This is a genomic window from Bythopirellula superficialaquae (assembly GCF_059632245.1).
On the sequence record NZ_CP197426.1, the window covers coordinates 2,046,107 to 2,070,363 of the forward strand.

Sequence of the window (24,257 nt, forward strand, 5' to 3'; positions counted from 1 at the left end):
AACATTAAGACTCGCAAAGCACTTCCTCGCGATGCCTTCAATAAGGTTTGATTTTATTTAAACGCGCAGTAATCCAGTGGAAAATTCACGGAAAAAAATCCAAGAACTCAAAAAGCCGATCACTAGGTTTCCATACTTCTTTGAGAGCCTGCTATCGTTCTTTAGCTTCCATCGCGAGAATGCGTTCCTCGAGTTTGTGAATTCTTTGCATCAAGATTTCTTCTTGATCTGTGAGCTCCTTGGCAGCTCCATTGAAAGGCTTAAAGCCATCCATCCAAACCTTGGCCCAATGCATAGGATTGACCAGTGCTTTCGCGCTCGCGCCATGCCGTTGCAGATAGTCGAGATACGTTAAAGAGTGCAAAAAATAATCTCGCAAAAAATCCGTTACCATCTCATTCGAGCGGACGATACCATGCAACATATCAACTGGGAACAGCAGAATCTTATCGGGTTGGCGATCAATGATGATCTGCGCAAGCACGGCTGCCGTTAGTGATTCTCCCGTCTGGCTGTCAGTCACCTCGACTGTTTTTCCTTGCTGCACAAACTCTTCAATTTCTTTCAGGGAGACATACTTGCTGGAATTGCGCGCATAAAACCGTCGATTCGGGTATCGCTTGATTTGAATAACTTCGCCTGACATGGGCATGATTCTTAAAAAGACTCTTATCCAGACTTCATGAATATGATGCAACGTCTAAGCTGCGCAACGAATTAGTTCACCAATCGTCATACAAAGGTAACTAGCCCACAAAATCTTGTTTTATGGTTAACCGTCAGCGCATCTATTTGAAGATTGTATTTGATTTAAACGGACTTTTAATAGTATTTTTTGCTGCTCACTCCGCAAAGAAGTACTCATTAAGCAGGCGGATGCCAACCAGCATCTGCCCAGAGCTCTCCACTCACAGCTGAATTGGAAATCATGAAACAAATTGCGTCGGCAATTTCCTCGGGACGAATCAAACGACGCAACTGGGTATAGGGTAAGACATTTTTGGCGACATATTCGTCCCCAAGACTACGCAGCATGGGGGTATCAGTGAATCCAGGATGGATAATCCCACATCGAACTCCGTAATACATGGCCTCTTTGGTGAGCGTAGCCGCAGCACCTTGCAAGCCTGCTTTGGTAGAGGCATAAGAAATCTGCCCCTTGTTCCCCTGCGAAGAAACCGAGCCTATGAACATAATGGTCCCCTGAATTTCCTCATGAGGCTCCCATTGCTTTCGACCTAGTTGCCAGCGGTGTTCTGCGATTCTGGCTACCATTTCAATAGCCCAGTAAACTGGTGCAATCAAATTCACTTCGGTAACTTCCCTAAAGGCGGTAATGGAATACTGATCCACACGACCTGTTTCTTTATTCAGCTTAACAGCTAAAGCATCGCGAGTGATGCCAGCTGCGGGCACACAAATCGAAACGACACCGTGTCTAGAAATTACATCGTCATATACTTGAGTTCGAAATGTATCGTTAATCGTATCGCCAACTTTTGCCTCGGCGACTTGTCTGCCTAACTGTGAATTGATGGAATCGACCAACTCGAACACGTGATCTCGCTTATCGACGAGTATGACCGCACGCGCACCCCGCTTTGCTAATTCAAGCGACACCGCAGCTCCGATTCCGCTGCCAGCACCTGTAACTATTGCCACGCTGTTATTGATTTTCATGACGGCACCTAATCCTGGAAAGCGTTGAACTGTATAAAAACACATGGGAACTTTTTAGAATTCCCATGGGCGAACGCTCGAGCGAACTTCCTACGGACCTTTTAATCCTCACGTACCGACTTTTGCAAATAGATCAGTCCACTTGGTGATTGCTTCTTGAAATTCCCTAACTTGAGTCTCGGTCATCTCTTTCATGCAATCGAGTGTTTTGCGGCAAAGCTGCTCGGATCGACGCCGAAATTCCTCTGGGGTGCCGGCATCAGAAATACTTAAGGCAGCATCCAACGACTCCACAGCAGCCTGATACTGCCGTTCGATCACATCCCGATGCTTGTGGGCCAAGGACGAAACGGTATCCACCCATTGCTTGCGGAATCCCTGCATGTGATTAAGCCAAGCCGTTTGTGGAGTGGGCATTCCAGGCCACAAGCTCGCCCATTGGCTGTAAATCTCTTGCTGCATTTTCAGATTGGCTTCTGCAGCCTTGCGAAGATTCTGAAAAACTTCCTCAAACACAGGGCTTCCTGTCATGGTCTTTGTCATGATTAGATCCTCCTCATAGAAGGGTTTACGGAAAAGCTTTTCCAAAAGAATGCGATGTGCATCCTTCTATTCCAATTATTCGCCTCGATCGAGACAAAGTCAACACCAAATGCTGCAAATGCAGCATTTCTGGAAAAGCTATAAATATAGATTAAATAGCTGTCATAATGCCCAATATTTTGGAAAAATAGATGCTTCTATAGCATTTTGTCTCGCAAACGCGACATAGTAAGTGTAAAATGCCTGATAGAGCCTATGAAACGGCGATTTTGATTGATTCGCCTGAATGAAACCCCGACTAACTTCTCTACACCTCTAGACTAAGACTTGTAGAAAGTGGCTAAAGATAATGGGAGCTATTCACTTTGTGATAAGAAAGCTTCATAAGAAATCACTGTAAAGAACACATCAAGCTAGTCGCTTACTTGGCAGGGATATATCTTGGGCATCATATGAGCTAGTCGGCTTACCTAGAGCACACTCCAATGCAAGAAATTGTTCGAAAATTAGCTGAAAAGCGAGCCGCCGCAGAGTTGGGGGGTGGACAGCATCGCATCGAAACTCAGCACTCCAAGGGTAAATTAACAGCCCGCGAGCGTATTGAATTGTTGATGGACCCAGGCTCTTTTGAAGAGTGGGATATGTTTGTCGAACACCGGTGTAATGATTTTGGCATGCAAGATCAAAGCATTCCTGGCGATGGAGTCGTAACCGGATATGGAACCATCAACGGAAGGATGGTATTTGTCTTCAGCCAAGACTTTACAGTTTTTGGCGGCTCGCTGTCGGAATCGCACGCCGAAAAAATTTGCAAGATCATGGATCACGCGATGAAAGTGGGCGCACCGGTAATTGGGATGAATGATTCTGGAGGTGCACGAATTCAAGAGGGAGTCGCCTCACTGGCCGGTTATGCAGAAGTTTTTCAACGCAATGTTCTTGCTTCGGGAGTCATTCCGCAAATCTCCCTAATTATGGGCCCCTGCGCTGGTGGTGCTGTCTATTCACCTGCTATGACTGATTTCATTTTAATGGTGAAAGATAGTTCGTATATGTACGTCACCGGTCCAGACGTAGTAAAAACTGTTACCCATGAAGTGGTCACGCACGAAGAACTTGGCGGAGCCATCACCCATACGACAAAATCGGGGGTCGCAGACCGAGCATTTGAGGACGATATTGATGCCTTGCTCATGATACGTCGTTTGATGAATTACTTGCCATCGAATAATCGTATGGCTGCTCCCTATCGACCAACTCCTGATAGTGCAGACAGGGCCGAGCCATCTCTTGATACACTGGTCCCCGACAGTACGACGAAGCCATACGACATGAAAGAGTTGATCTTAAAAATTGTCGATGACACTGATTTTTTTGAAATCCAACCCGAATTTGCCAAAAACATCCTGGTCGGTTTTGCCCGCATGGAAGGCCATCCGGTTGGTATCGTTGCCAATCAGCCAATCGTCTTAGCAGGCTGCTTAGACATCAAATCATCAATTAAGGCAGCACGCTTTGTGAGATTCTGTGATTGTTTCAATATCCCCATCATCACGTTGGTGGATGTGCCTGGATTCATGCCCGGAACTTCTCAAGAGTATGCAGGAATCATCAAGCACGGCGCGAAATTATTGTATGCCTATGCTGAGGCTACCGTTCCCAAGATCACCCTCATCACGCGCAAAGCCTATGGGGGTGCCTATGATGTCATGGCATCCAAACATTTACGAGGAGATGTCAATCTCGCCTGGCCAAGCGCGGAAATCGCGGTGATGGGCCCCAAAGCTGCGGTGGAAATCATCTTTCGCAAAGAGCGGGAGAATGAAATTCGCCTCGAACAACTCACCAACGAATATCGCGAACGATTTGCTAATCCCTTTATTGCCAGCCGGAGAGGATACATCGACGATGTCATTTTACCGCGTTATACGCGAAAGCGAATCTGTCGATCACTCGCTCTATTGAGAAACAAGAAACTCGAGAATCCGTGGAGAAAGCATGGGAATATCCCTCTTTAGTACCTATCTGTAATCCATTTTTACAGTCATCGTGGCGAGGGTTCTGGGTAGCGCTACCTGATTGTTAATTTCGGTTCTCAGACCTTGTCGAATAAGGATTTAACTTGTTCAAGAAAATACTCATTGCCAACCGAGGCGAAATTGCTTGTCGAGTGATAAAGACAGCCCAACGGATGGGGATTGCCACGGTCGCCGTCTACTCTGAGGCCGACAAAGACTCACTTCATGTTTCACTTGCCGATGAAGCAGTACTTATTGGCCCCGCAGCGGCCGCGAAAAGCTACCTTCTTATCGACAATGTTCTGGAAGCATGCCGTACGAGTGGAGCAGATGCGGTTCACCCAGGGTATGGATTCCTTTCGGAAAACAGCGAGTTTGCCAAACAACTATATCAGTCGGGGATTGCTTTTATTGGCCCTGGCGTGCAAGCAATTCATTCGATGGGAGACAAAATTGCCTCCAAACAACTGGCTCGTCAAGCTGGAGTGAACACAGTCCCTGGCTCCACGGAAGTCATTCGTGACCCTTCCATGGCAGCCCAAATTGCTCAAGAAATTGGTTTCCCGGTGATGCTCAAGGCGAGCGCTGGAGGCGGTGGCAAGGGAATGCGAATCGCATACAACGAAAGTGAGTGTCGTGAAGGATTTGAAAGAGCTAGTAATGAAGCACGCTCCAGTTTTGGAGACGACCGTGTGTTTATCGAGAAATATATCGAGTTACCAAGACACATCGAAATCCAGATTCTGGGAGACATTCACGGGAACATTGTTTATTTGGGCGAGCGTGAATGCTCGATACAGCGCCGTCATCAAAAAATCATCGAAGAAGCTCCTTCCCCCTTCCTTGATGAAGAAACTCGCACGCGGATGGGCGAGCAGGCCGTGGCACTGGCCCGAGCAGTAAACTACCATTCCGCTGGCACTGTGGAATTTATTGTCGATGCGGATCACAATTTCTACTTCCTAGAGATGAATACGCGTTTGCAGGTAGAGCATCCAGTCACGGAGTATATTACTGGACTTGATCTAGTAGAGTTAATGATCCGAATTGCTGCTGGAGAGCCTCTGCCTTTCGCGCAGCCCGACGTGAATCTTTCGGGGTGGGCGATTGAATGCCGCGTTTATGCCGAGGATCCCTTTCGTAACTTCTTGCCATCCGCGGGCCGCTTGGTCCGTTATTCTCCCCCAGCCGAATCGCAACACGTGCGGGTTGATACTGGGGTCTACGAGGGCGGAGATGTTTCCATCCATTACGACCCGATGATCGCCAAGTTGATTACATATGGCGAAAACCGACAGCAAAGCATCTCGCGAATGCGTACTGCGTTGAACGAATTCTATGTTCGGGGAGTTTCCCATAATATCAGCTTTTTGGGAGCTCTAATAAATCATCCTCGCTTTTCGGAGGGGCGCTTAAGCACGAACCTAATTGTCGAAGAGTATCCAAGTGGATTTGATGCTACTAATGTAGTGCATGATGACCCTTGGCTTTTGATCGTCACTTGTGGCGTAATCCACAGACGCTATCGGGAGCGCGCAGCTCAAATTAGTGGTCAGTTGCCTGGTTATGAACCCGAAGTGGATGAACATTGGGTGGTTATTCTCGGTGGTGAAAAACACTCCATACAAGTTTGTCCCGTCGAGAGTGGATATAACGTCGCGTATGCTGGCACTGTTTATCGAGTTCAAAGTCTCTGGGAATTTGGTCAACCCTTGTTCAAAGGTCGAATCAATGGAATTGAATTTTGTATTCAAGTAGAACGTCGTAATCTCGTCTATCGCCTATTCCATTGGGGTACTCAAGTTGACATGAGGGTGCTCTCCTCAAGGGCAGCAGAGTTGCTGTCTCTTATGCCTGACAAGCAACCTCCTGACCTTAGTAAGTACCTTGTTTCTCCAATGCCGGGCCTTCTTACTAAGCTCTCGGTCTCGGTGGGCGATGGCGTGAAGGCAGGTCAAGACCTCGCTATCATTGAGGCGATGAAGATGGAGAATGTACTGCGCGCTGAACACGACGGAATGGTAGCACAGGTAATGGCTTCCGTGGGCGAAACGCTCGCCGTCGATCAGACGATTCTTGAATTCGAGTAGTTCAAAAATTGCCTACACGAAGCTCTTCAGCAAGGGGGGGGTACTGGACCTATTCTAACCCAAAGACATCCATAATTTTCCGCGCGGCACTCTCCACGGAAATTGTCCCGGCGAGGACTTGTTGCTCCAGATCATAGCGAACTGCTGCAACAGCTGGATGAGCATACAGGGATTGTCGAAGTCTCTCTTCCACGATCGCCCAGAGCCAATGACGATTTTGGGTCTGCCTGCGTGTTATCAAGGTGCCGTTGGACTTCATGGAAGAATATCTCTTCAGCACTGACTGCCAGACTGCGTCGACCCCTTCATTATTCATCGCGCTGGCCGAGAAGACTTTGGATTCGTGAATAGCCTTGCTGCCGGAAATTGTCTCCAAGGCATTGCGATACTGCTGGGCCGCAACCTCGCATGCGTTACGCAGTTCGCCGTCCGCTTTATTGACTACCAGAAAATCCACAAATTCCAGCAGCCCTCGCTTGATTCCTTGAAGCTCATCTCCAGCCGCGGGCAAGACAAGCGCTACCAGACAGTCGGTCATGTAGGACACATAGGATTCAGACTGCCCCACGCCCACAGTTTCGATCAAGATGACATCGTAACCCGCTGCTTCGCACACGAGCATGCTCTCGCGGGTCCGCCGTGCTGCTCCTCCCAGCGTCCCTGCGGAGGCTGTAGGGCGAATATAAGCCTGGGGCTCGGCTGCCAAGTTCGGCATGCGGGTCTTATCGCCCAAGATGCTTCCGCCTGTAATACCGCTGGAAGGATCAATGGCGAGCACAGCCACCTTGTGCCCCGATCGTACGAGTTGTAGCCCGAGCGCTTCGATAAATGTACTTTTTCCCGCGCCTGGCGTTCCAGTGATGCCAACCCGAATCGACTCACCAGCGAAAGGCATAAGACGTGTGAGCAGATCCTCCGCTTGTAACTGATGCTGTGGGTTGTTCGATTCAACAAGCGTGAGCGCCCGCGCAAGCACCGCAGTCTGACCGGCCCGAACACCCTTGAAGTATTCTTCCGTCGAAAGTGTACTGCGGCGAGGATGCAATTGGGCGTTTCCTTGAGACCCGTTTCAGGTTCTCTTAGCTCTAGTTCGATTTGAAGGATGCATCTCCATCGAGGGATATCTCCAGGCGCTCTGCCAAAACCCGGATTAACTCCGCGGCGGCTTGTCCAATAACGGTCCCAGGGCCGAAAACCGCCACAGCACCACCATCGTAGAGCTCCGCATAGTCTTCGGGAGGAATCACACCACCGGCCACGATCAGAATGTCGTCCCGCCCCAACTTCGCTAATTCTTCGCGCAATTGTGGCACTAGCGTCAAATGTCCCGCTGCTAGGGAACTGACACCTACAATATGCACGTCGTTCTCCACGGCTTGGCGTGCCGTCTCAGCTGGGGTGCGAAAGAGCGGACCGATGTCGACATCGAAGCCGAGATCGGCGAAGGCTGAAGCGATTACTTTTTGTCCCCGATCATGGCCATCTTGGCCCATCTTGGCCACCAAGATCCGGGGCCGACGGCCTTCATGTTGTTCGAATCGCTCCAAGAGGTGCCGTATTTCTTGCACTGTTTCGTCCCCCCCGATTTCAGCAGCGTAGATCCCGCGAACGGCGCTTGTCGGAGCTTCGTAACGTCCATAGATTTGCTCGAGTGCTGCACTCATTTCCCCAACGGTGGCTTTAACACGTGCCGCCTTCACTGCCAATTCCAACAAGTTGCCTGTCTTGTTGCGAGCCGCCTCGGTCAGCGCGTCGAGAGACCGATCCACCTCGGTCTGATTTCGATCAGCACGTAGCCTGAGGAGATTTTCGATCTGCGATTGCCGGACCGTTGTATTATCGACGTGTAGTACCTTGATGTTATCTTCCTCCGCCAAGCGATACTTATTCACTCCAATGACCGTCTGTTGAGCAGAATCGATGTGCGCCTGAGTGCGAGCCGAGGCTTCCTCGATCCGCATTTTCGGTATGCCAGCCTGGATCGCTTTGGTCATCCCTCCGAGTTGTTCCACCTCGCAGATATGTTGCCAGGCTCGGCAGGCCAGATCGTGCGTTAACCGCTCGACATAATAACTGCCCCCCCAAGGATCTACGACATCGCAAGTATCGGTCTCCTGCTGCAAGAAGAGCTGCGTATTGCGAGCGATTCGAGCCGAAAAATCTGAGGGCAGGGCCAGTGCTTCGTCGAGCGCGTTCGTATGAAGTGATTGCGTGTGCCCATGTGATGCTGCCATTGCCTCAAGACACGTCCGCACGACATTATTGTAAACATCTTGTGCCGTCAGGCTCCACCCACTCGTTTGGCTATGAGTTCTTAGCGACAAACTTTTGGGATTGTTCGGTTTAAATTGCTTGATGAGCTTGGCCCAAATCATTCGCGCCGCCCTGAGCTTGGCAACTTCCATGAAGTAATTCATGCCAATCGCCCAGAAAAAAGAGAGCCGCGGACAGAACTCGTCAACTTTTAATCCGGCCATCATGCCGGTTCGCACATATTCCAGTCCATCGGCCAAAGTATATGCCAACTCCAAATCTGCAGTGGCTCCCGCTTCTTGCATGTGATAGCCACTGATGCTGATGCTGTTGAACTTGGGCATCCGTCGACTCGTGTACTCGAAAATGTCCGCGATGATCCGCATGCTCGGTTCTGGCGGATAAATATATGTATTACGGACCATGAACTCTTTGAGGATGTCATTTTGAATGGTACCCGCGAGTTGCTCGGGCTGCACGCCTTGTTCTTCAGCGGCCAAAATGTAGAGAGCCATGATCGGTAGCACGGCTCCATTCATCGTCATCGACACGCTCATGCGATCGAGCGGAATGCCGTCAAAAAGCATGCGCATGTCGTAGATACTATCAATGGCCACCCCAGCCATGCCAACGTCTCCGCTGACGCGGGGGTGGTCGGAATCGTAACCTCGGTGCGTAGCCAGATCAAAAGCAATGCTGAGCCCTATCTGCCCGGCTGCCAAGTTTCGTCGATAAAAGGCGTTCGATTCCTTGGCAGTTGAAAAGCCCGCGTATTGTCGCACGGTCCAGGGTCGCAACACGTACATAGTGGCGTAGGGACCACGCACATAAGGAGGAAATCCTGGCATCGTTGCCAAATGGTCCACGCCGTTCAAATCGCTCGATGTGTAGAGTGGCGACACGGGAATTTGCTCAGGCGTCATCCAAATCGGAACATCGGACCCGGCTAAGCCATTCATATTGCAAGTCGCTGTCGAGGCATTGTTCGCCTCGGCAGTTTCTAACGGAATATCGAAAAAGTTGGGGATTGTCACGATTCTATCACCCCTTCCTCACGAAGCATTTCATTCAGCGTCTCAAGCACATTGCATTTGATGTAAATGAATCGATCAACTCCTGCGTCGCGCCATTTCACTTCATTGCTTCCTGGATTTCCCGCCACCACGACCGATTTGGCCCCCGCCCGCTTTAGTTTTGATGCAATCTCAGGCACGATTTCGTCATACAACTTGTCCGAAGAACAAACAACCACAATTGACGCTCCGGACTCGGCAAAAGACTTCACAGCGGCATCGGCATTCGCGAATCCATCGTTGGTCAAGATATTGAATCCGCCCGCCTCGAAAAAATTCGTCGCATAGCTTGCGCGTGCCGTATGATGGGCAACCGATCCAATATTGGCAAGAAAAACCGCCGGACGCCGACCGTTCACAGATTCCCAGGCATCGACTGCGTCGCGTAGTTCTTCATAGGGCTGAGCAAAACTCCGGGCTTCGATCGCCTTCACGGTAACAGCGGACGTATGGAAGCCTACCATGCGAGCCAATTGCCCAATCGTGGCCCCCGTCTTGGCTTTGTGTACAGCTATCGACGTTTTAGAATCCATCGCTGATGCAGTTTGCACCGTTTCGAATTCTTTGCGTTCGTTCTGAACGCGATCAACTGCCGCCTGTCGAATTGCAGAGAGATTCGGAGCAATTTTATCAAGAGGAAGTTCGGCAACATTCGGAAATTCGCTGACCCCTGTAATGCCTTCCTTTCTTCGCGCTATATCTGTAGCACGAGGAATGTGAGCGGCTTCGATCTGGTCGGCTACCCACCCCGATTGCAACACTTCGCTCATGCCACCAAGCTGCTCGATCTGTTGAAAGATTTCCCAAGCTTCGTGGGAAAGCTGACTAGTGATCGAGTCGAGGAACCAGCTACCTCCGCCAGGATCAATTACTCGATTCAAGTGCGATTCTTCTTGGATAATCAACAGCGTATTGCGGGCCAACCGTCGGCTGAAGTCATCTGGTAAGCGAATGAGGCTGTCAAATGGGACCGAGGTAACAATGTTGGCCCCGCCGATGCTGGCGGCAAACATGGCAACGGTGTTACGCAGGATGTTGACGTAAGGATCTCGACGGGTAAGGACACGATCGCTTGTCCGCGCGTGAATAGTCATGGCCCCAGCTGCAGGTGAGCCACCGCTCACTTCTACCAGGCGTGACCACAGACGCCGGGCAGCTCGCAATTTGGAAATTGCCAAGAAATGATGTGTGCCTAATTCCACTTGAAACAAAATCTGTTTCGCTGCCTCGTCGATGCTCATTCCAATGGCTGTCATCGCACGTAGATAAGTTACGGCGGTTCCCATTTGAAAGGCGAGGTCCTGCGCAGCCGTTGCTCCCGCATTATGATAGGGAGACGTGCTGACCTTCACGGCCGTCACATAGGGACAATTCCGTGCGGTCCACTTGGCTAAATCTCCAAGCAACGTCAGAGAAGCTTCCAGCGACAGTGGCAGCTGACCGTTGCGAGCAAGTACTGCCAGGGGATCGCCGTTGAATGCGCCGCGGACTTCCCCAAGTTCAATTCCTCTCTTTTGCCAAATCGACATCAGCAGCGCCGCTGCTGGTAGGAATGCTGCACCCCCTTCCAAGGAAATACCGACTTGGTCCAGTGGCACGTTTCGGAGGGCGACATCCATGTCACCGTGCGAATAAACCATCACACCGTTCGAAGTGTGCGATTCGCCGAAAGCCATTTCATCAGGGTCGAAACCATGACAAGCGGCATAATCCAGATGAAGCTGGGTCGAGGTCACTCCTCCTGCAAGATCTGCAAGTATCTGTCTGTTGGTTTCGGCCGTGTCGGGATGAAAGTATTCTTGGCGAAGATCAGCACCGCGCTGCGCAAACTTCGTTGACAGAGAACCCCGCACAAAGGGTGGCTGGCCGGGAACGCCATAGTAGTCGGGCTCTTTCAATCCCTCTGTCCGAGTATAAACGGGCTGAATATTGATTCCCTCGTACGTATGAGTCACGAGCTTCTTGTCAAAGGGCGCACCCTTCAAGTCTTCCTCGACAAGTTCCCGCCACTGTTCATAGCTGACGGGGGGAAAGTCATCTTCAATCGTGAATTCAACAGGTAACTCCATTTGTCGCTCACTCTCTAACTATTCTCTAAGCATTTTTCCATCTCGTAACAAATTTTGATGAAGCTCAAAGCATTTCTTCAAATCGTGTCGAACATGCCCCGCGCCAGCCTTGCGCAAATAATCATGCAAATAGTCGCGATAGCGGGGGTGCGCGCAATTATTAATGATCAAGGGGGCCCGGTCCTCTGGAGACAGCCCGCGGAGATCGGCGATGCCCTGTTCCGTGACAACGACATTTACGGAATGCTCGTTATGGTCAATATGTGTGCACATAGGCACAACCGTGCTAATAATGCCATCCTTCGCAATCGAGGGACACATGAAGATCGAGAGATACGCATTGCGGGCGAAATCGCCACTCCCACCAATCCCGTTTACCACGGTACGGCCGAGCAGATGCGTGGAATTGACATTGCCACTAATATCGATTTCCAGGGCCGTGTTGAGTGCTATGACGCCGACCTGTCTTACCAGAGCAGGGTTATTGGAGATCTCCTGCGGTCGCAACACCAATCGCGGAATATAAAACTCGAGTTCTCCTACCAAGTCGAGCATCTGAGGGGGGGTTAGGGTCAAAGCACATGTGCTTGCCCCCAAAATTAACTCCCGCTTCATCAATTCAAAACCCGACGACTGAAACACCTCGGTAAACATCACGAATTTAGGGATATCCGGATGCTCACCAAGTCCGGCCAGCACGGAGTTGGCAATGTTTCCCACTCCTACTTGCAAAGGCAACATTTCCTCCGGCAGCCGCTTCTTGGCCATTTCTTCCAAAAGAAAATGCACGACATGTCGAGCGATCGTGTTGCTGAAATAGTTGGGGGGCGTGAACTTGATCTCATCATCAGGTCTATTTGTTTCTACAACTCCCACGATCTTCTCGGGATCGACGCGGGCAAACGTCTTGCCAATGCGTTGCAGTGGGTAATCGAGGTCCAACGCAGGTCGATGGGGAGGCGCCTTCGGAAGAACGATGTCCGCCATATCACTGATCTGTCCAGGGACATAATGATTCAATTCGATGATGACTTTTTCCGCCGCATGCAAAAAGGACGGAGACGCGCCAATCGACGAGGTTAAAAAGACTCGGCCGTCGGAAGTAAGCCGTGTGGCTTCAATGACCGCTACATCTATTTTTCCAAAGAATCCGAACAGCACCGATTGCGGCACGTGCGAAAGGTGCATGTCGACAAAGTCAACACGACCGTCATTGATACGCTGTCGGAGGGGCGGCGACGCCTGATAGGGTGCGCGCCAACTTATCGCATCCGCCTCTGCCAAGGCATCGTCGAGGCTTGCTCCCGTCGACGCTCCTGTGAGAACTCGAATTTGAAAGGGCTCCCCCGCTTCATGCAATGCACGTGCCCTTTTGGCAAGAGCCATTGGCACGTCCTTGGCAGACCCGGCGGGCGTGAAACCACTGAAGGCTACAAGCGCCCCATTGTGAATGATTTCGGCGGCCTCTTCGGCCGTCAATCTGGGGAACGAATCTTCAACTGACATAGACAAAACGCTTTCTGAAAAAGTCGGTCTTCTTGTCCGTAATACGTGCGTCGCTCGACTTGGCTAAGCTCCTTTAATTTAGCGGCGCCTCATGGGGGGGTTGGCACAGCTCGGTGAGTACACCATGCGTACTCTTGGGATGAATAAAAGCAATTTGCATATGGTGGGCACCTGGTCGTGGCGTCTGGTCGATCATCCTCAGGCCTGCTTGTTGCAGTTCGGCAATACGTTCTTCAAGATTCTCCACGGTGAAGGCGAGATGATGCAAACCTTCTCCACGATTTTCCAGAAACTTGGCGACTGAGCTGGCCGAATCCGTAGGTTCTAACAATTCTAGCCGTATGTTGTTAATTTTGAAAAACGCTACTCGGACTTTCTGGCTCTCTACTTCTTCACACCCTTCGAATTGGGCACCCAGAGTATGTTCGTAGTAAGGACGTTGCTCATCAATACTTTTCACCGCGATACCTATATGATTAATCGCTTTAACCGGAGTCATTTCATCACCTTATGGTATTTGAATCAATATCCTACGAGAATTTTTGGGAAAGATTTGGGGCTGAGCGCAAATCAATACAGTCTCGCCACAAAGCCTGCCAATAGCGTCCAACGATCATGGGAGAGCTCACCGCAGCTTCCGTGATATCCAAGTTCGAAAGTCTCGTTGCAAACGAACGAGAACTCGGGTCCGAAAACCACCGAATCGGCCACTCCCGTAGGAAGCTGCGCAGGAACTCATACATTAGAAGCTGATCGAGGTCAAAACTCCAGGCACCGATCTCACTAATAACTCCCGACAATGTCAACAGCGATTTGCGAAACATCACCAAATCGTCTGGCATACTCAGCCGAGCCGTTTGCACGGCCTCGTCCAGGAATCCTACAAGCCAAGAGAGGCCCGGCAATTCCCCATGACGAATCCTTCGCAACCAACGACCCACGCAGGTTCTCAGAGCCGTGGTATTGCATTGCTTCCGAATGTCGAGTCCCAGAATTATCGCCACCATCTTATCAGGTCTCATACTGATTGCAGCGAGCATAACTTGCACGAATGCAGTCCGTTCACTCACACCTAAAAAGCCTGCCAGGCTCCAATCGAGGATTGCCAATCGCCCATCGCGCGTGCTGAATAAATTACCGGCATGTGGATCACAATGAAACAGGGCCTGGTCATCCGCACACAAGATAGGCCGAACAATCAAAGCCCGCGCTGCCAGTTCCGCGAGCCCGTGTTTCTCTGTAGAAAGTTCAAATCGGTGGTCGGTTATCTTCTCCCCGAAAACCCGTTCCATGGCAGTAACTCGCCGAGTACAGTGGTCGAACAGAGTCGGGATCTGAATTTTAGGCTGATCAGAGTAGAATTTGGCTGCAAGTCCCAAGTGCCGTTGTTCCTCGTCGAGCCGCAATTCCCAACGTAACTTACTGCGCACTTGATCAAAAGTGTCTTGATAATTGAGCGGCGGGATTCCCAATTCGATCAAGCGATTGTCGAGATACCCACCTACTTGCGACAGGATTTCCAACTCAATATTCAGCCGTTCCTCGATACCAGGTTTCAGAATCTTAAAAACCCCTTCCGGTTGGTCGGGTTGACTCTTGTCTCTGTAAGGAATCACGACGGCAACGCTCGCTTCGGCGATTGCTGGAGGAAGTAGTTCGAGTGCTTTTATTTCGAGTCGACCCAGCTCCTTCACCAAGATGGACTCAATCACATCCTCAGAGACCGAGGACGACGTTGATTCGAGCTTGTTGAGTTCAAATCGCAATTGGGGGGCTAAACGCTGGTCGCGAGATAGAATTTGTCCGAGTTTTTGCAGGACCGGGCAACCATGAGCCAAACGACCCAATCGTTGAGAGAGTGATACTCCAACGGGTAGGTTAATCTGCTCCGCTAAAATACGCTCTTGAGCGTTTGCTGGCAGACTGCTTAAGAATACCTCTAGAGCTTGTTTGAAGGGGAGTGCAAAGCGGGAATATTCTGCCGGAAGCAGCTGAATGAGAGATTCCTCGTCAATAAATGATTCCCAGTTCACGATAGCGTTCCATTAAGGCATTCAAGCCGGCTCGATGGCAATGGTGACGTAGCGTTGCGCGCTTCTCATTCAGCCGACATTACTTCTGAACCGCCTATGGAAACACTGCGCTGTCAATCAGAACGTGCCGCCAACCAAGTATCGATATGAGGCCACGTTGATTTCTCGGCCCCACGACCAGCCATAATTCCTATATGACCTCCCCGAACACGAAACACTTCCTTGTCCTGACTGCCTACCAAATCCATCACCCCTTCTGATTGACAGGGAGGCGTAATGTGATCGGCCTCGGCAATCACATTAAAGAGATTCGCCTTCAGTTTACCGAGATCAACGTGCTCACCACGGATTTCGAGTGTGCCTTCGATCAAGCGATTCTCTTTGTAAAACTCCGTGATCAACTGTCGATAGCTGGCTCCAGACATAGGGATTAGGTCTCGTACCCACGTGTTCATGGCATGCCACGCCTCGACACGGCCTGCGTCGTCGATATTCTCCCATAAATTCACGTAGTTGCTCACGTAGTTCTCTACCGGCTTAAGCATCTTGGCGCCGGCGTCGATCATCTCTCCGGGCACATTGCCCAATGCCTCGACGATCCTATCGGGATCGAATGCCGGATGATTTACCCACCGAGAAAATCCCCCCGCTTCTTTGTTCGAGAAATCAAGTGGTGCGGTCAGCAACACCAAATTCTTTAAGCCGTCATCGGGGCGTAAGCACGCGTAGAGTGTGCTAATGAGAGCCCCCAGACACCAGCCCAACGTGCTGAACTCACCTGAGCGGCTCTCGGACTTAAGTTTACGAATGACGCGGGGCAAATATTCGAGCGTATAGTCATCGTATTTCAAATCACGATCTTCCAGCCCAGGAATTCCCCAATCGAGCAAATAAACATCATAGCCGTGGTCGAGCATGAACTCCACGAAACTGTGACCAGGACGCAAGTCCAATACGTAGGGGCGATTCATGACGGCAAAGACCAACAACAATGGTATATGATGTCGTTGCTCGTCGGAAACGCGAGGGATATAGCGATACAGCTTGGCCTTGTTCAAAGTCCAAATGAGTCGCTTGGGAGTCTGCGCGATCTTGGCATCTCTCGTTAACAACTCGTTGTACACATTGAGGTCCTTCGCCGCCTTATGCCACTGCTCGAACATTTCGATAAATGGAGAGATCATCGCCTTGGGATTCGCATTTAACATTTCGTTGACACTCATTTGACCTATCCTCCATTCGTTCGGTGCTGCGACTGCAAAGTCTGATCCAGCTTGGCATCCATATCGTCCAGGCGCATTTCGATGTTGGTCAAGCGTTCCGCGAGCCGAACGATGTCTTCGCTGGTGGGCAGTTGCAGGGCTCGCATCGATTGGCTAAGCGTGCTTTCCAGCAGCTTGCGAAACGGTGTCGAAGTTGCCAGCCAGGCATTGAGCATTTCTGCTTGTGCACTGGTGTACGAATCGCTGTTGACGAAATCGGTCATCGTCTTGGCCCAGTTCTCCATGCTGGCATCCCGCATGTTCTTCATAATCCCAAAGGGATCAAAAACGTTGACTGGTTCAGTTTTTTCGCTCATTGTCGTTACCGCTTCCTACCTGCAAAAAATTTCTACGTCGGAAACAAAGATTTAAAGATTTATTGTCTCTGTCACCAATTATTACGTGCACTAAAGTTTACTACATGAATGCACCACCATTGACATTGATTTGTTGGCCTGTGATATAGTCGCCGTCAACCGCCAGGAACAGCACCGCTTTGGCAATTTCTTCGGGCTTTCCAAATCTGCCGAGAGGTATTTTTTCTTTGATCTGATCTTGAATCTTCTCCGGGACGTTGGCAAACATATCCGTCTCGGTGAAACCGGGAGCGACTGTATTGACGGTGATGCCGCTTCTGGCGAGTTCCAAGGCAGCCGTCTTGGTGAACGCAATGATGCCGCCCTTGCTCGCGCTGTAATTCGCTTGACCAAAGGCTGCTATCTGGCCGTTCATCGAACTAATATTGATGATCCGTCCCGACTTTTGTTCGCTCATGATGGGAATCGCAGCCGACGTGCAATAAAAATACCCGTTCATGTTTGTCTGTATGACGTCCTGCCATTGCTCGTCGGTCATCTTCTTTAGCGATGTGTCCCTGGTGATCCCCGCGTTGTTCACGAGAATATCCAATCGACCGAACTCCTCTGCCACGCGCTTCACCATCGCCCGTGCTTCAGCAGAAATCCCCACATCAGCTCTAACCAGTAAAGCGATTCCGGGCAGTGCGGCAATCTCGTCGGCAACCTTTTGGGCTCTCTCTTCGTTTTTCTGATAATTCAGAGCCACTTTTGCTCCGGCACGGGCCAACTCAAGGGCAATACTCCGGCCGATCCCGCGTGAAGCACCTGTCACAATCGCAACTTTTCCATCCAACTTAGACATGACTTTATCCCTTTTTTCAATCAAGCATTGCCCCAGCAATAAACTTAGTCACGAGCAAACAAGGCCGCGATCCCCTGACCGCCTCCAATGCACATCGTCACCAACGCGCGATGGCCGCCAGTCCGCTTCAACTCATAAAGCGCCTTGATCGCAAGAATACATCCCGTGGCACCGATGGGATGCCCCAGCGAGATGCCACTGCCATTCGGATTGGTACGGTCCGCTGGCAACTTCAATTCTCGGGCAACGGCAAGAGCCTGCGCCGCAAATGCTTCATTCACCTCGAATAGATCAATGTCATCAAGCGAGATCCCAGTCTTTTCAAAAAGAGACCTCACGGCTGGCACGGGGCCGATGCCCATGTGCTTAGGCTCGACGCCCGCATAGCTATAGGCTACGAGTCGACCCAATGGCCTCAAACCACGTTTGTTGGCCATTTCTCGATCCATAAGCACAACAGCTGCCGCAGCATCATTTATACTTGACGCGTTGCCCGCCGTAACTGAACCTTCCTTGTCGAAAATCGGCTTGAGCGAGCCAAGTTTCTCAACCGTCGTCTCGGGACGAACGGTTTCGTCAGTGTCAAAGAACAAAGTATCGCGTTTGACCTTGATCTCTACGGGTAAGATCTGTTCCTTGAAGTATCCTTTCTCGATTGCCACTGCAGCTCGACGATGGCTTTCCGCAGCCAATTTGTCTTGGTCTTCACGCGAAATGTTCCATTTTTTGGCAACATTCTCCGCAGTCACCCCCATGTGACAATCATCAAACGGATCGGAAAGCGCCCCCACCATCACATCGAGCAATGGAGTGTCATTCATACGGGCACCCCATCGCATTGCTTGCGAGAGATACGGACTTCGACTCATGTTCTCAGCACCACCTGCTACGGCAATATCAACTTCGCCTAGCATGATAGATTGTGCCGCTGTAATAATCGCCTGCAAGCCGCTGCCGCACAAACGATTCAGTGTGAGGGCGGGGGTTTCAACAGGGAGCCCCCCGTTGATTCCAGCCACACGTGCAAGATAGTGGTCGTGGGCATCTGTATGGATGATATTCCCAAAGACGATGTGGCCAACCGACTTCGGCTCAATGCCGGCACGTGTAACCGCTTCTCTTACACACCTTGCAGCCAACTCGCTAGGAGCAATATCCTTCAAACTACCGCCATAACCACCGATAGGGGTTCTTACCCCACTCACCACGACTACTTCCCTTGTCATTTTGAACTCCCGAACATGATTTCACTAACAAGTTATTTCGCGACAACTCTTTCTGCATTGTTTGTGCCAGACTGGGTGCCCAAGAAGGGCCAGACGGCAGCTCGCGGTGAAAGCCAGGCAACAAGAAAGCGTCTCGACTAGCCATGCCAGAAACGCCGGGACTTATGTGAAGATTTACCTAAATGAATTGAGGTTCAGATCAGTGAGAAATTTGCTGAGAAACTATCCAAACCAAGCTCGAGAGCGTTGTGACTGCATCCATTCGTCCTAGAGATGAGCGAAATCGCACAGATGCACTCCTAACCCCCTATTTGCGAACTGCCTTTGGTCGATGCAATTCAGTTTGACCGATTGGAATCGTCTTTGCAGTTAGCTTATGTGTGCATGTGCTGCGATACTGCAGCCAAAAATAATATTCGTGCCAACGAGGCGCTAGGCTTTCAATAAGAGACTACACATGAAAACAATTAAAGCTACTTGGACACTACATTATGCACCTATCCGTGATTCGGATACTCACCCTTGGCACTGGTCTTACGGTGAGTCACTTGATGCATTGCAGCGATCATCGTCGCATGTTTCTGAAGAAGATGCGATGAAATATCTTGCCACACACCTATCCAAAGTGGTTGACGAGGGGCAAGAGATCCCTGTTGGCTCTTCGATCGATCGGAACTCGCATATTATCTGAATACAGGAGTATAGATCCGTTGGAAAGTGAGATTGCAAGGCGAGGGCAGTCAAACTTAACGCCTATACATACGTTCTAAAACGTGCTGTGAGACTCCGTGGTTTGAGGGAAAACATGAATAATTCCGAAGTTATCTGGAGAATTTATTACGCTCCGGAGCACGAAGCTGACAACCATCCTTGGCATTGCTGCTACGGTAATTCTCTCAGTGATCAACAGGGCTTATCACAGCATGCCTCTAGGGAAGAGGCGTTGGAATATCTAGCGACTCATATTGCTCAAGTGGCAAGAGAGCAGCGAGCACTTTCAATACGTCGGGTGTGAGAGCTTCCTTCGTAGTGGGAAAAATCGAGAAACTCGTTGTAATAGTCCACTAATTTTGAATCAATACAAAACAAGAGGCCGAGAATATATAAGGCCTGACCGTGGCGCAAGTTTTGCGATTAATCTCTCGATTATAGACGACTTATTGCCAAGGAAACGAAAGTCTACTTGTAATACGAATTGGCTTTTTTGATTGGTGCGGTACTTCTCTTCGATAAGTGTGATTGGTCGATGACTTAAACCTCCACTGACCATGGAGAATTAAGACTCGTAACATAGCAGGCGTCAAAAATATTAGTAATCGCTTCGAAGTCGCACAACTGAATGGAAGGAACTAATCAAGATCAAGAGTGATCGACGCGATTGAGATATGCACACGTCGCACTGCCGAAATCGTCTTTTTAAATCAGCTACAAGGCGAATTCAGCCATGGAAGTATCAAATAGCACAAAATCAGAAACACTAATTTCCTGCAGGTCGGGCATCTTGGATCGCTACGATCGAGAACGCTTAATCGAATTTGACTTTTTGAGAGCGACGGAAATGGCGGCGCTGAATTCCATGCAGTGGCTTGGAAAAGGCGACAAGATTAGTGCCGACGAGGCGGCGAGTGATGCTATTCGCGGAATGTTTGACATTATGGACATTCGTGGCGAGGTGGTGATCGGGGAGGGAATCAAAGACGAAGCACCAGGACTGTTCAAAGGAGAGAAAGTGGGCATGTGGCGCGAAGGGGCGCCGATGTACGATATTGCACTCGATCCGATCGACGGAACAACGAACTTGAGTAAAGGCTTGCCTAACGCCATTAGCTGTATAGCTGCTGCCTCAAGAGACGACGGACAAGATAACTGTCTGCAAGACATTCCCGCGTTCTATTTAAAGAAACTGGCTTACCCACCTGCGGTGCGACATCAGTTTATGGCCGATCCAATGCTACCGATAAATATCAACGCTCCCTTAAGTGAAGTCATCAAAGTCACCGCTCGAATTCTCAATAAGGAAATTCGCGATGTGGTGGTAATGGTTCTTGACCGACCAAGAAACAACGATCTCGTGGAGGAGATCCGTCGCGTCGGCGCATCGCTCCGCATGATAGGAGATGGGGATATTGCTGCGGCGCTCGCCCCAGCACTGTCGTCCTCGAATATTGACCTATATGCAGGCGTCGGTGGGGCTCCCGAAGGCGTATTGTCAGCGGCTGCGTTACGTTGCTTGGGGGGCGGCATGCAAGCCCAAATCTGGCCACGAGATGAAACGGAAAAGCAAAGCCTTATTGAACAAGGTTGGGAAGATCGTCTGCACAAAGTTTTCTTGTCGCGCGATCTGGCTCATGGCCAAGGCTTGTTATTTTGTGCGACTGGAATCAGTGATAGCCCACTCCTCAAGGGTGTTCAAGTCAACGGTTCAACCGCAGTCACACATTCGATCTTGATGCGAGTGAAAACGGGTACAATCCGCTTCATCCAAGCACATCACAATCTTAAGACCAAGACTCTGCGGCTTCGCTCCAAGCGCTCGGAAGTTGAGCTTTAGAATTCGTGAAGCAGACTTAAGACTCGATCTTATCGATAGGCCTTTACTGAAGGGCTCTCAGCCTCTTTCGGCGAACGTCGGGCTGCTATCGTTTTGGAAGGAAACATATTCGCCGTAGCGATTTTTTCAGGCTGGGTTTAAGTTGGATGCGCAAAATCAAGGATTGTAGTCAAGCATGCTAGACAATGAATATCAATCGCTTTCGAGTTGCGGTCCTTCGAGCGGAAAGTGGTTACCACACATTTGCAAAAGTTGCAATCGAGTTCCACTCAATCGCAGTGCCATGGCACATGCAGCCTGTCGCATGAACTCGACGCCAAAGACTGGGTGATCGGTGCAAAACTTAGACAACTCGGCACCATTGAATTTCATTGCTTTGACTGGCGTCAAAGTAGAGGCAGTATCAGAAAGTCGCGTTTTCCCTAGCAATGCAGACCAACCGACGAGTTCACCCTCGCCCACGATCGCTATCTGTCGGCAGCCTTGTTTGGGTTCACAGATAGCTAAAGAAACCTGCCCGCTTATGATCACATAGACATCTTTGGCAAGATCATACTCTTCAAAGATTACCATACGTGCCGTTAATTCAACCTCTTGACAGATTCTGGATAGCTTTTGTAATTCCTCCAACTGCATATTGCAGAAAAAGCAACTCTTTCTCAATCGCGCTACCGTGTCTTCAGTACTCATTGAACACCTCATTCCCTACGAATTATTGAATCTGACATCTGTTTGGCTGGGGTGAGAACAAACTCAAAATGCAATTAACTTAATTGCTTTCGCAGGAAGGCAGTCACTCGTTGGGGACTAATAACTCCCAATACATTTTGTTTGATATCGGTTACGGGGACATGGCGAAAGCCATTCACTGCCATGACACAGATTGCCGCCGCCGCCGAATCGGATTCATAAACGAAAACAGGATCACCTGTCATAACTTCACAAACAGGTTCATCCTTAATGCGCTCAAATTCTAAAGCAACTTTATCCAACACATCACGATCCGAGAAGACTCCCACGAGGTGTCCTTTGTCCTCGATCAATAGACACGCGACCTGTAGGCCAGATAATTGACTGATAGCATCCCTAATGGATGTATTAGCCGCAGCGATAGCTATAGGTTGATGCTGAATTGCCAGAACACTTTCTTCAGCAAGTGCTTTCTCCAAAACGCACGTATAGACTTTGGGATCATAATTCTGTAGCGGATCTTGAAACTCTTCTGGGTTGCCTTGGGCGTGATTATAGGACATGCTTATGCTCCTTCACGTTCGAGCAGATAGGGATTACCACCAATCCGTTGCACTAAAACTTGCTCGGGAAAATGTTCCGCAACATATTCCATGAGGCCCTTCTGGCCGGTTAAACCGACTAGCTGACCTTGTTCGTCAACAACAATCAGAAATCGCACATTATGGGATTCCAAAGCATCGAGAACTTTTGCAATCGGATTAGAGATATTCACCGTTGGCCAATCTCGCTTGTAAAATTTGGCCAACGGTTCACTGACAACAGCGGGGTTTTCGTTCAGCAATCTCGTCAGCTCCGATTCAGAAAATAAACCCAAGGGTCTCTTCTGTTTGTCGACAACAATTGCACACCCTAACTTTCTCTGACGCATCGCGATGATTGCGTCATAGATCATGCAATCCACCATGACAGTAACGGGGTCGCGAAGCGACAATCTCGCCACTTTTTCAGAATGCATATTCTCATAGATACCCATTCGTAATCCCCCGTATCTCAGGAATGTAAATCGAATAGCTTTACTCAAAACTCAAGGAAACCAATACTCCTTCGTATAGCTTGTCAGCGCCTTCATATAATTTCCGCGCTCAAAAGCGCTAGGATCTGGGCAGTTTGCACGACTCATGCTCCCCATCAACTGCTCCACCGACCGATATTCATTATTCTCAAGCCAACTTGCCAGTTCCGCAAGAATTGTCTCGATGTGACGCGGTCCTTTTTTCAGTAACACCGTGGTAAGCATCGCTACATTTGCGCCAACCAAGAGAACTCTAAGCACATCCGCGGCATGGTGTATTCCGCTTGTGGCGGCCAAGGAACAATACAGTTGATCTCGAAGAATTGCGATCCAGCGCAGTGGTAAACGCATTTCATAAGGCTGGCTGAGAACCAAGTCGGGAACAACCTCCAGTGTCTCGAGGTCAAGATCCGGTTCTAAGAATCGATTGAATAGCACAAGTCCGTCCACCCCAACGGTCATCAGGCGGAAAGCTATATTTGGAATGCTTGTGAACTGAGAGCCGATCTTGACCGCCAGAGGTATATTTATCGATTGCCGAACGCTTGCCACGAGGTCTACATATCTCTGCTCAACTTCAAGCGAATCCATGCCGCAGTCCGTTGGCACAAAGTAGATATTCAGCTCCAAGGCATCCGCACCCGCTTCTTGTAGCATCCGAGCATAGCGCGTCCAGCCACCTGGGGTATGGCCATTAAGGCTCGCGATGACTGGGATCGATAGCAACCTTTTCGCTTCCTCAAGCAGTTCAATATATTCTTGCGGACCCTTGCGAAAGTTTTCTGTCTCTGGAAAAAAGGACAAGGATTCCGCGTAAGAGTCGGCCTGATATTGATACAAACGATCGATTTGCGTGTCGTCATGCTCAATTTGCTCTTCAAAAAGTGACGGCATGACGACTGCAGCAATTCCGCTCTCCTCCAACTGGCGCAGAGCTTCTATTTTGCCAGTCAGTGGGCCTGCAGAGGCAACAAGAGGGTTCTTCAACTTCATGCCCAAATAAGTCGTCGAAAGATTTGCAAACATT

At 49.9% G+C, this 24,257-nt stretch carries 21 protein-coding genes; 4 read left to right on the forward strand and 17 right to left on the reverse strand.

Annotated elements, in window-relative coordinates; all coding sequences use genetic code 11:
• Positions 1-151: 151 nt before the first annotated feature.
• The 3 genes from SH678x_RS08425 to SH678x_RS08435 form a co-directional block, all read right to left on the reverse strand.
• A complete protein-coding gene (locus tag SH678x_RS08425; RefSeq protein ID WP_496922453.1) occupies positions 152-697 on the reverse strand; it encodes a polyhydroxyalkanoate synthesis regulator DNA-binding domain-containing protein in 546 nt (181 codons plus the stop codon).
• Positions 698-864: 167 nt separating this feature from the next.
• Positions 865-1,725, reverse strand: coding sequence for an SDR family NAD(P)-dependent oxidoreductase (locus SH678x_RS08430; protein ID WP_496922454.1), 861 nt, complete (start codon positions 1,723-1,725; stop codon positions 865-867).
• Between the two features lie 63 nt (positions 1,726-1,788).
• Positions 1,789-2,223, reverse strand: a complete 435-nt coding sequence (locus SH678x_RS08435) for a hypothetical protein (protein ID WP_496922455.1) — start codon at positions 2,221-2,223, stop codon at positions 1,789-1,791.
• A 485-nt stretch (positions 2,224-2,708) separates the two neighbouring features.
• Between SH678x_RS08435 and SH678x_RS08440 the strand changes: the two genes are divergently transcribed.
• Both SH678x_RS08440 and SH678x_RS08445 read left to right on the forward strand, forming a co-directional pair.
• A complete protein-coding gene (locus SH678x_RS08440; RefSeq protein ID WP_496922456.1) occupies positions 2,709-4,241 on the forward strand; it encodes an acyl-CoA carboxylase subunit beta in 1,533 nt (510 codons plus the stop codon).
• A gap of 104 nt (positions 4,242-4,345) precedes the next feature.
• Positions 4,346-6,331 (forward strand): acetyl-CoA carboxylase biotin carboxylase subunit, encoded by a 1,986-nt coding sequence (locus SH678x_RS08445; protein WP_496922457.1) that lies wholly within the window; start codon positions 4,346-4,348, stop codon positions 6,329-6,331.
• Positions 6,332-6,380: 49 nt separating this feature from the next.
• Here SH678x_RS08445 and meaB read toward each other — a convergent pair whose 3' ends face one another.
• The 10 genes from meaB to SH678x_RS08495 form a co-directional block, all read right to left on the reverse strand.
• Complete coding sequence (gene meaB / locus SH678x_RS08450) at positions 6,381-7,376, reverse strand: methylmalonyl Co-A mutase-associated GTPase MeaB (protein WP_496922458.1); 996 nt, start codon at positions 7,374-7,376, stop codon at positions 6,381-6,383.
• Positions 7,377-7,416: 40 nt separating this feature from the next.
• Positions 7,417-9,618 (reverse strand): methylmalonyl-CoA mutase, encoded by a 2,202-nt coding sequence (gene scpA, locus SH678x_RS08455; protein WP_496922459.1) that lies wholly within the window; start codon positions 9,616-9,618, stop codon positions 7,417-7,419.
• On the reverse strand, positions 9,615-11,726 hold the full coding sequence (locus tag SH678x_RS08460) for a methylmalonyl-CoA mutase family protein (RefSeq protein ID WP_496922460.1): 2,112 nt from the start codon (positions 11,724-11,726) through the stop codon (positions 9,615-9,617). Before SH678x_RS08460 ends, scpA begins: the two co-directional genes overlap by 4 nt.
• A gap of 18 nt (positions 11,727-11,744) precedes the next feature.
• Positions 11,745-13,232 carry a succinyl-CoA:acetate CoA-transferase ScpC gene (scpC, locus tag SH678x_RS08465; RefSeq protein ID WP_496922461.1) on the reverse strand — a complete coding sequence of 496 codons (1,488 nt, stop codon included), beginning with the start codon at positions 13,230-13,232 and terminating at the stop codon, positions 11,745-11,747.
• A 73-nt stretch (positions 13,233-13,305) separates the two neighbouring features.
• The gene (mce, locus tag SH678x_RS08470; protein ID WP_496922462.1) at positions 13,306-13,731 is read right to left on the reverse strand and encodes a methylmalonyl-CoA epimerase; all 426 of its coding nucleotides are present in this window, start codon (positions 13,729-13,731) and stop codon (positions 13,306-13,308) included.
• 31 nt (positions 13,732-13,762) lie between these two features.
• Positions 13,763-15,265, reverse strand: a complete 1,503-nt coding sequence (locus tag SH678x_RS08475) for an AarF/UbiB family protein (protein WP_496922463.1) — start codon at positions 15,263-15,265, stop codon at positions 13,763-13,765.
• Positions 15,266-15,378: 113 nt separating this feature from the next.
• Positions 15,379-16,488 (reverse strand): alpha/beta fold hydrolase, encoded by a 1,110-nt coding sequence (locus SH678x_RS08480; RefSeq protein WP_496922464.1) that lies wholly within the window; start codon positions 16,486-16,488, stop codon positions 15,379-15,381.
• A gap of 5 nt (positions 16,489-16,493) precedes the next feature.
• Complete coding sequence (locus SH678x_RS08485; RefSeq protein ID WP_496922465.1) at positions 16,494-16,844, reverse strand: SNARE domain-containing protein; 351 nt, start codon at positions 16,842-16,844, stop codon at positions 16,494-16,496.
• Between the two features lie 100 nt (positions 16,845-16,944).
• The gene (locus SH678x_RS08490) at positions 16,945-17,688 is read right to left on the reverse strand and encodes a 3-oxoacyl-ACP reductase family protein (RefSeq protein ID WP_496922466.1); all 744 of its coding nucleotides are present in this window, start codon (positions 17,686-17,688) and stop codon (positions 16,945-16,947) included.
• Between the two features lie 44 nt (positions 17,689-17,732).
• Entirely contained in the window at positions 17,733-18,914 is a 1,182-nt protein-coding gene (locus tag SH678x_RS08495) for an acetyl-CoA C-acyltransferase family protein (protein ID WP_496922467.1), read from the reverse strand.
• A gap of 457 nt (positions 18,915-19,371) precedes the next feature.
• Here SH678x_RS08495 and SH678x_RS08500 point away from each other — a divergent pair, with 457 nt between their 5' ends.
• Together SH678x_RS08500 and glpX are read left to right on the forward strand one after the other, a co-directional pair.
• The gene (locus tag SH678x_RS08500) at positions 19,372-19,605 is read left to right on the forward strand and encodes a hypothetical protein (RefSeq protein ID WP_496922468.1); all 234 of its coding nucleotides are present in this window, start codon (positions 19,372-19,374) and stop codon (positions 19,603-19,605) included.
• 753 nt (positions 19,606-20,358) lie between these two features.
• Positions 20,359-21,465 carry a class II fructose-bisphosphatase gene (gene glpX / locus SH678x_RS08505; protein ID WP_496922469.1) on the forward strand — a complete coding sequence of 369 codons (1,107 nt, stop codon included), beginning with the start codon at positions 20,359-20,361 and terminating at the stop codon, positions 21,463-21,465.
• Between the two features lie 192 nt (positions 21,466-21,657).
• On the opposite strand, the gene SH678x_RS08510 is transcribed toward glpX, so the two are convergent.
• The 4 genes from SH678x_RS08510 to SH678x_RS08525 all read right to left on the reverse strand — a co-directional run bounded on the left by SH678x_RS08510 (position 21,658) and on the right by SH678x_RS08525 (position 24,256).
• Positions 21,658-22,155, reverse strand: a complete 498-nt coding sequence (locus SH678x_RS08510; protein ID WP_496922470.1) for a Crp/Fnr family transcriptional regulator — start codon at positions 22,153-22,155, stop codon at positions 21,658-21,660.
• Between the two features lie 74 nt (positions 22,156-22,229).
• Positions 22,230-22,718 carry a CBS domain-containing protein gene (locus SH678x_RS08515; protein WP_496922471.1) on the reverse strand — a complete coding sequence of 163 codons (489 nt, stop codon included), beginning with the start codon at positions 22,716-22,718 and terminating at the stop codon, positions 22,230-22,232.
• Positions 22,719-22,720: 2 nt separating this feature from the next.
• Positions 22,721-23,191: a CBS domain-containing protein gene (locus SH678x_RS08520; protein ID WP_496922472.1), complete on the reverse strand. Its 471-nt coding sequence runs from the start codon at positions 23,189-23,191 to the stop codon at positions 22,721-22,723.
• A gap of 51 nt (positions 23,192-23,242) precedes the next feature.
• Positions 23,243-24,256, reverse strand: coding sequence for a dihydroorotate dehydrogenase-like protein (locus tag SH678x_RS08525; RefSeq protein ID WP_496922473.1), 1,014 nt, complete (start codon positions 24,254-24,256; stop codon positions 23,243-23,245).
• Position 24,257 lies beyond the last annotated feature (1 nt).

Bases quoted from the DNA above. Each gene is read 5' to 3' on its own strand.
- SH678x_RS08525 (WP_496922473.1), bottom strand. From the start codon at position 24,256: ATGTTTGCAAATCTTTCGACGACTTATTTGGGCATGAAGTTGAAGAAC.
- SH678x_RS08460 (WP_496922460.1), bottom strand. From the start codon at position 11,726: ATGGAGTTACCTGTTGAATTCACGATTGAAGATGACTTTCCCCCCGTC.
- scpC (WP_496922461.1), bottom strand. From the start codon at position 13,232: ATGTCAGTTGAAGATTCGTTCCCCAGATTGACGGCCGAAGAGGCCGCC.
- SH678x_RS08435 (WP_496922455.1), bottom strand. From the start codon at position 2,223: ATGACAAAGACCATGACAGGAAGCCCTGTGTTTGAGGAAGTTTTTCAG.
- SH678x_RS08430 (WP_496922454.1), bottom strand. From the start codon at position 1,725: ATGTGTTTTTATACAGTTCAACGCTTTCCAGGATTAGGTGCCGTCATG.
- SH678x_RS08520 (WP_496922472.1), bottom strand. From the start codon at position 23,191: ATGGGTATCTATGAGAATATGCATTCTGAAAAAGTGGCGAGATTGTCG.
- glpX (WP_496922469.1), top strand. From the start codon at position 20,359: ATGGAAGTATCAAATAGCACAAAATCAGAAACACTAATTTCCTGCAGG.
- SH678x_RS08510 (WP_496922470.1), bottom strand. From the start codon at position 22,155: ATGAGTACTGAAGACACGGTAGCGCGATTGAGAAAGAGTTGCTTTTTC.
- SH678x_RS08515 (WP_496922471.1), bottom strand. From the start codon at position 22,718: ATGTCCTATAATCACGCCCAAGGCAACCCAGAAGAGTTTCAAGATCCG.
- SH678x_RS08440 (WP_496922456.1), top strand. From the start codon at position 2,709: ATGCAAGAAATTGTTCGAAAATTAGCTGAAAAGCGAGCCGCCGCAGAG.
- SH678x_RS08500 (WP_496922468.1), top strand. From the start codon at position 19,372: ATGAAAACAATTAAAGCTACTTGGACACTACATTATGCACCTATCCGT.
- SH678x_RS08480 (WP_496922464.1), bottom strand. From the start codon at position 16,488: ATGAGTGTCAACGAAATGTTAAATGCGAATCCCAAGGCGATGATCTCT.
- SH678x_RS08495 (WP_496922467.1), bottom strand. From the start codon at position 18,914: ATGACAAGGGAAGTAGTCGTGGTGAGTGGGGTAAGAACCCCTATCGGT.
- mce (WP_496922462.1), bottom strand. From the start codon at position 13,731: ATGACTCCGGTTAAAGCGATTAATCATATAGGTATCGCGGTGAAAAGT.
- SH678x_RS08490 (WP_496922466.1), bottom strand. From the start codon at position 17,688: ATGTCTAAGTTGGATGGAAAAGTTGCGATTGTGACAGGTGCTTCACGC.
- SH678x_RS08485 (WP_496922465.1), bottom strand. From the start codon at position 16,844: ATGAGCGAAAAAACTGAACCAGTCAACGTTTTTGATCCCTTTGGGATT.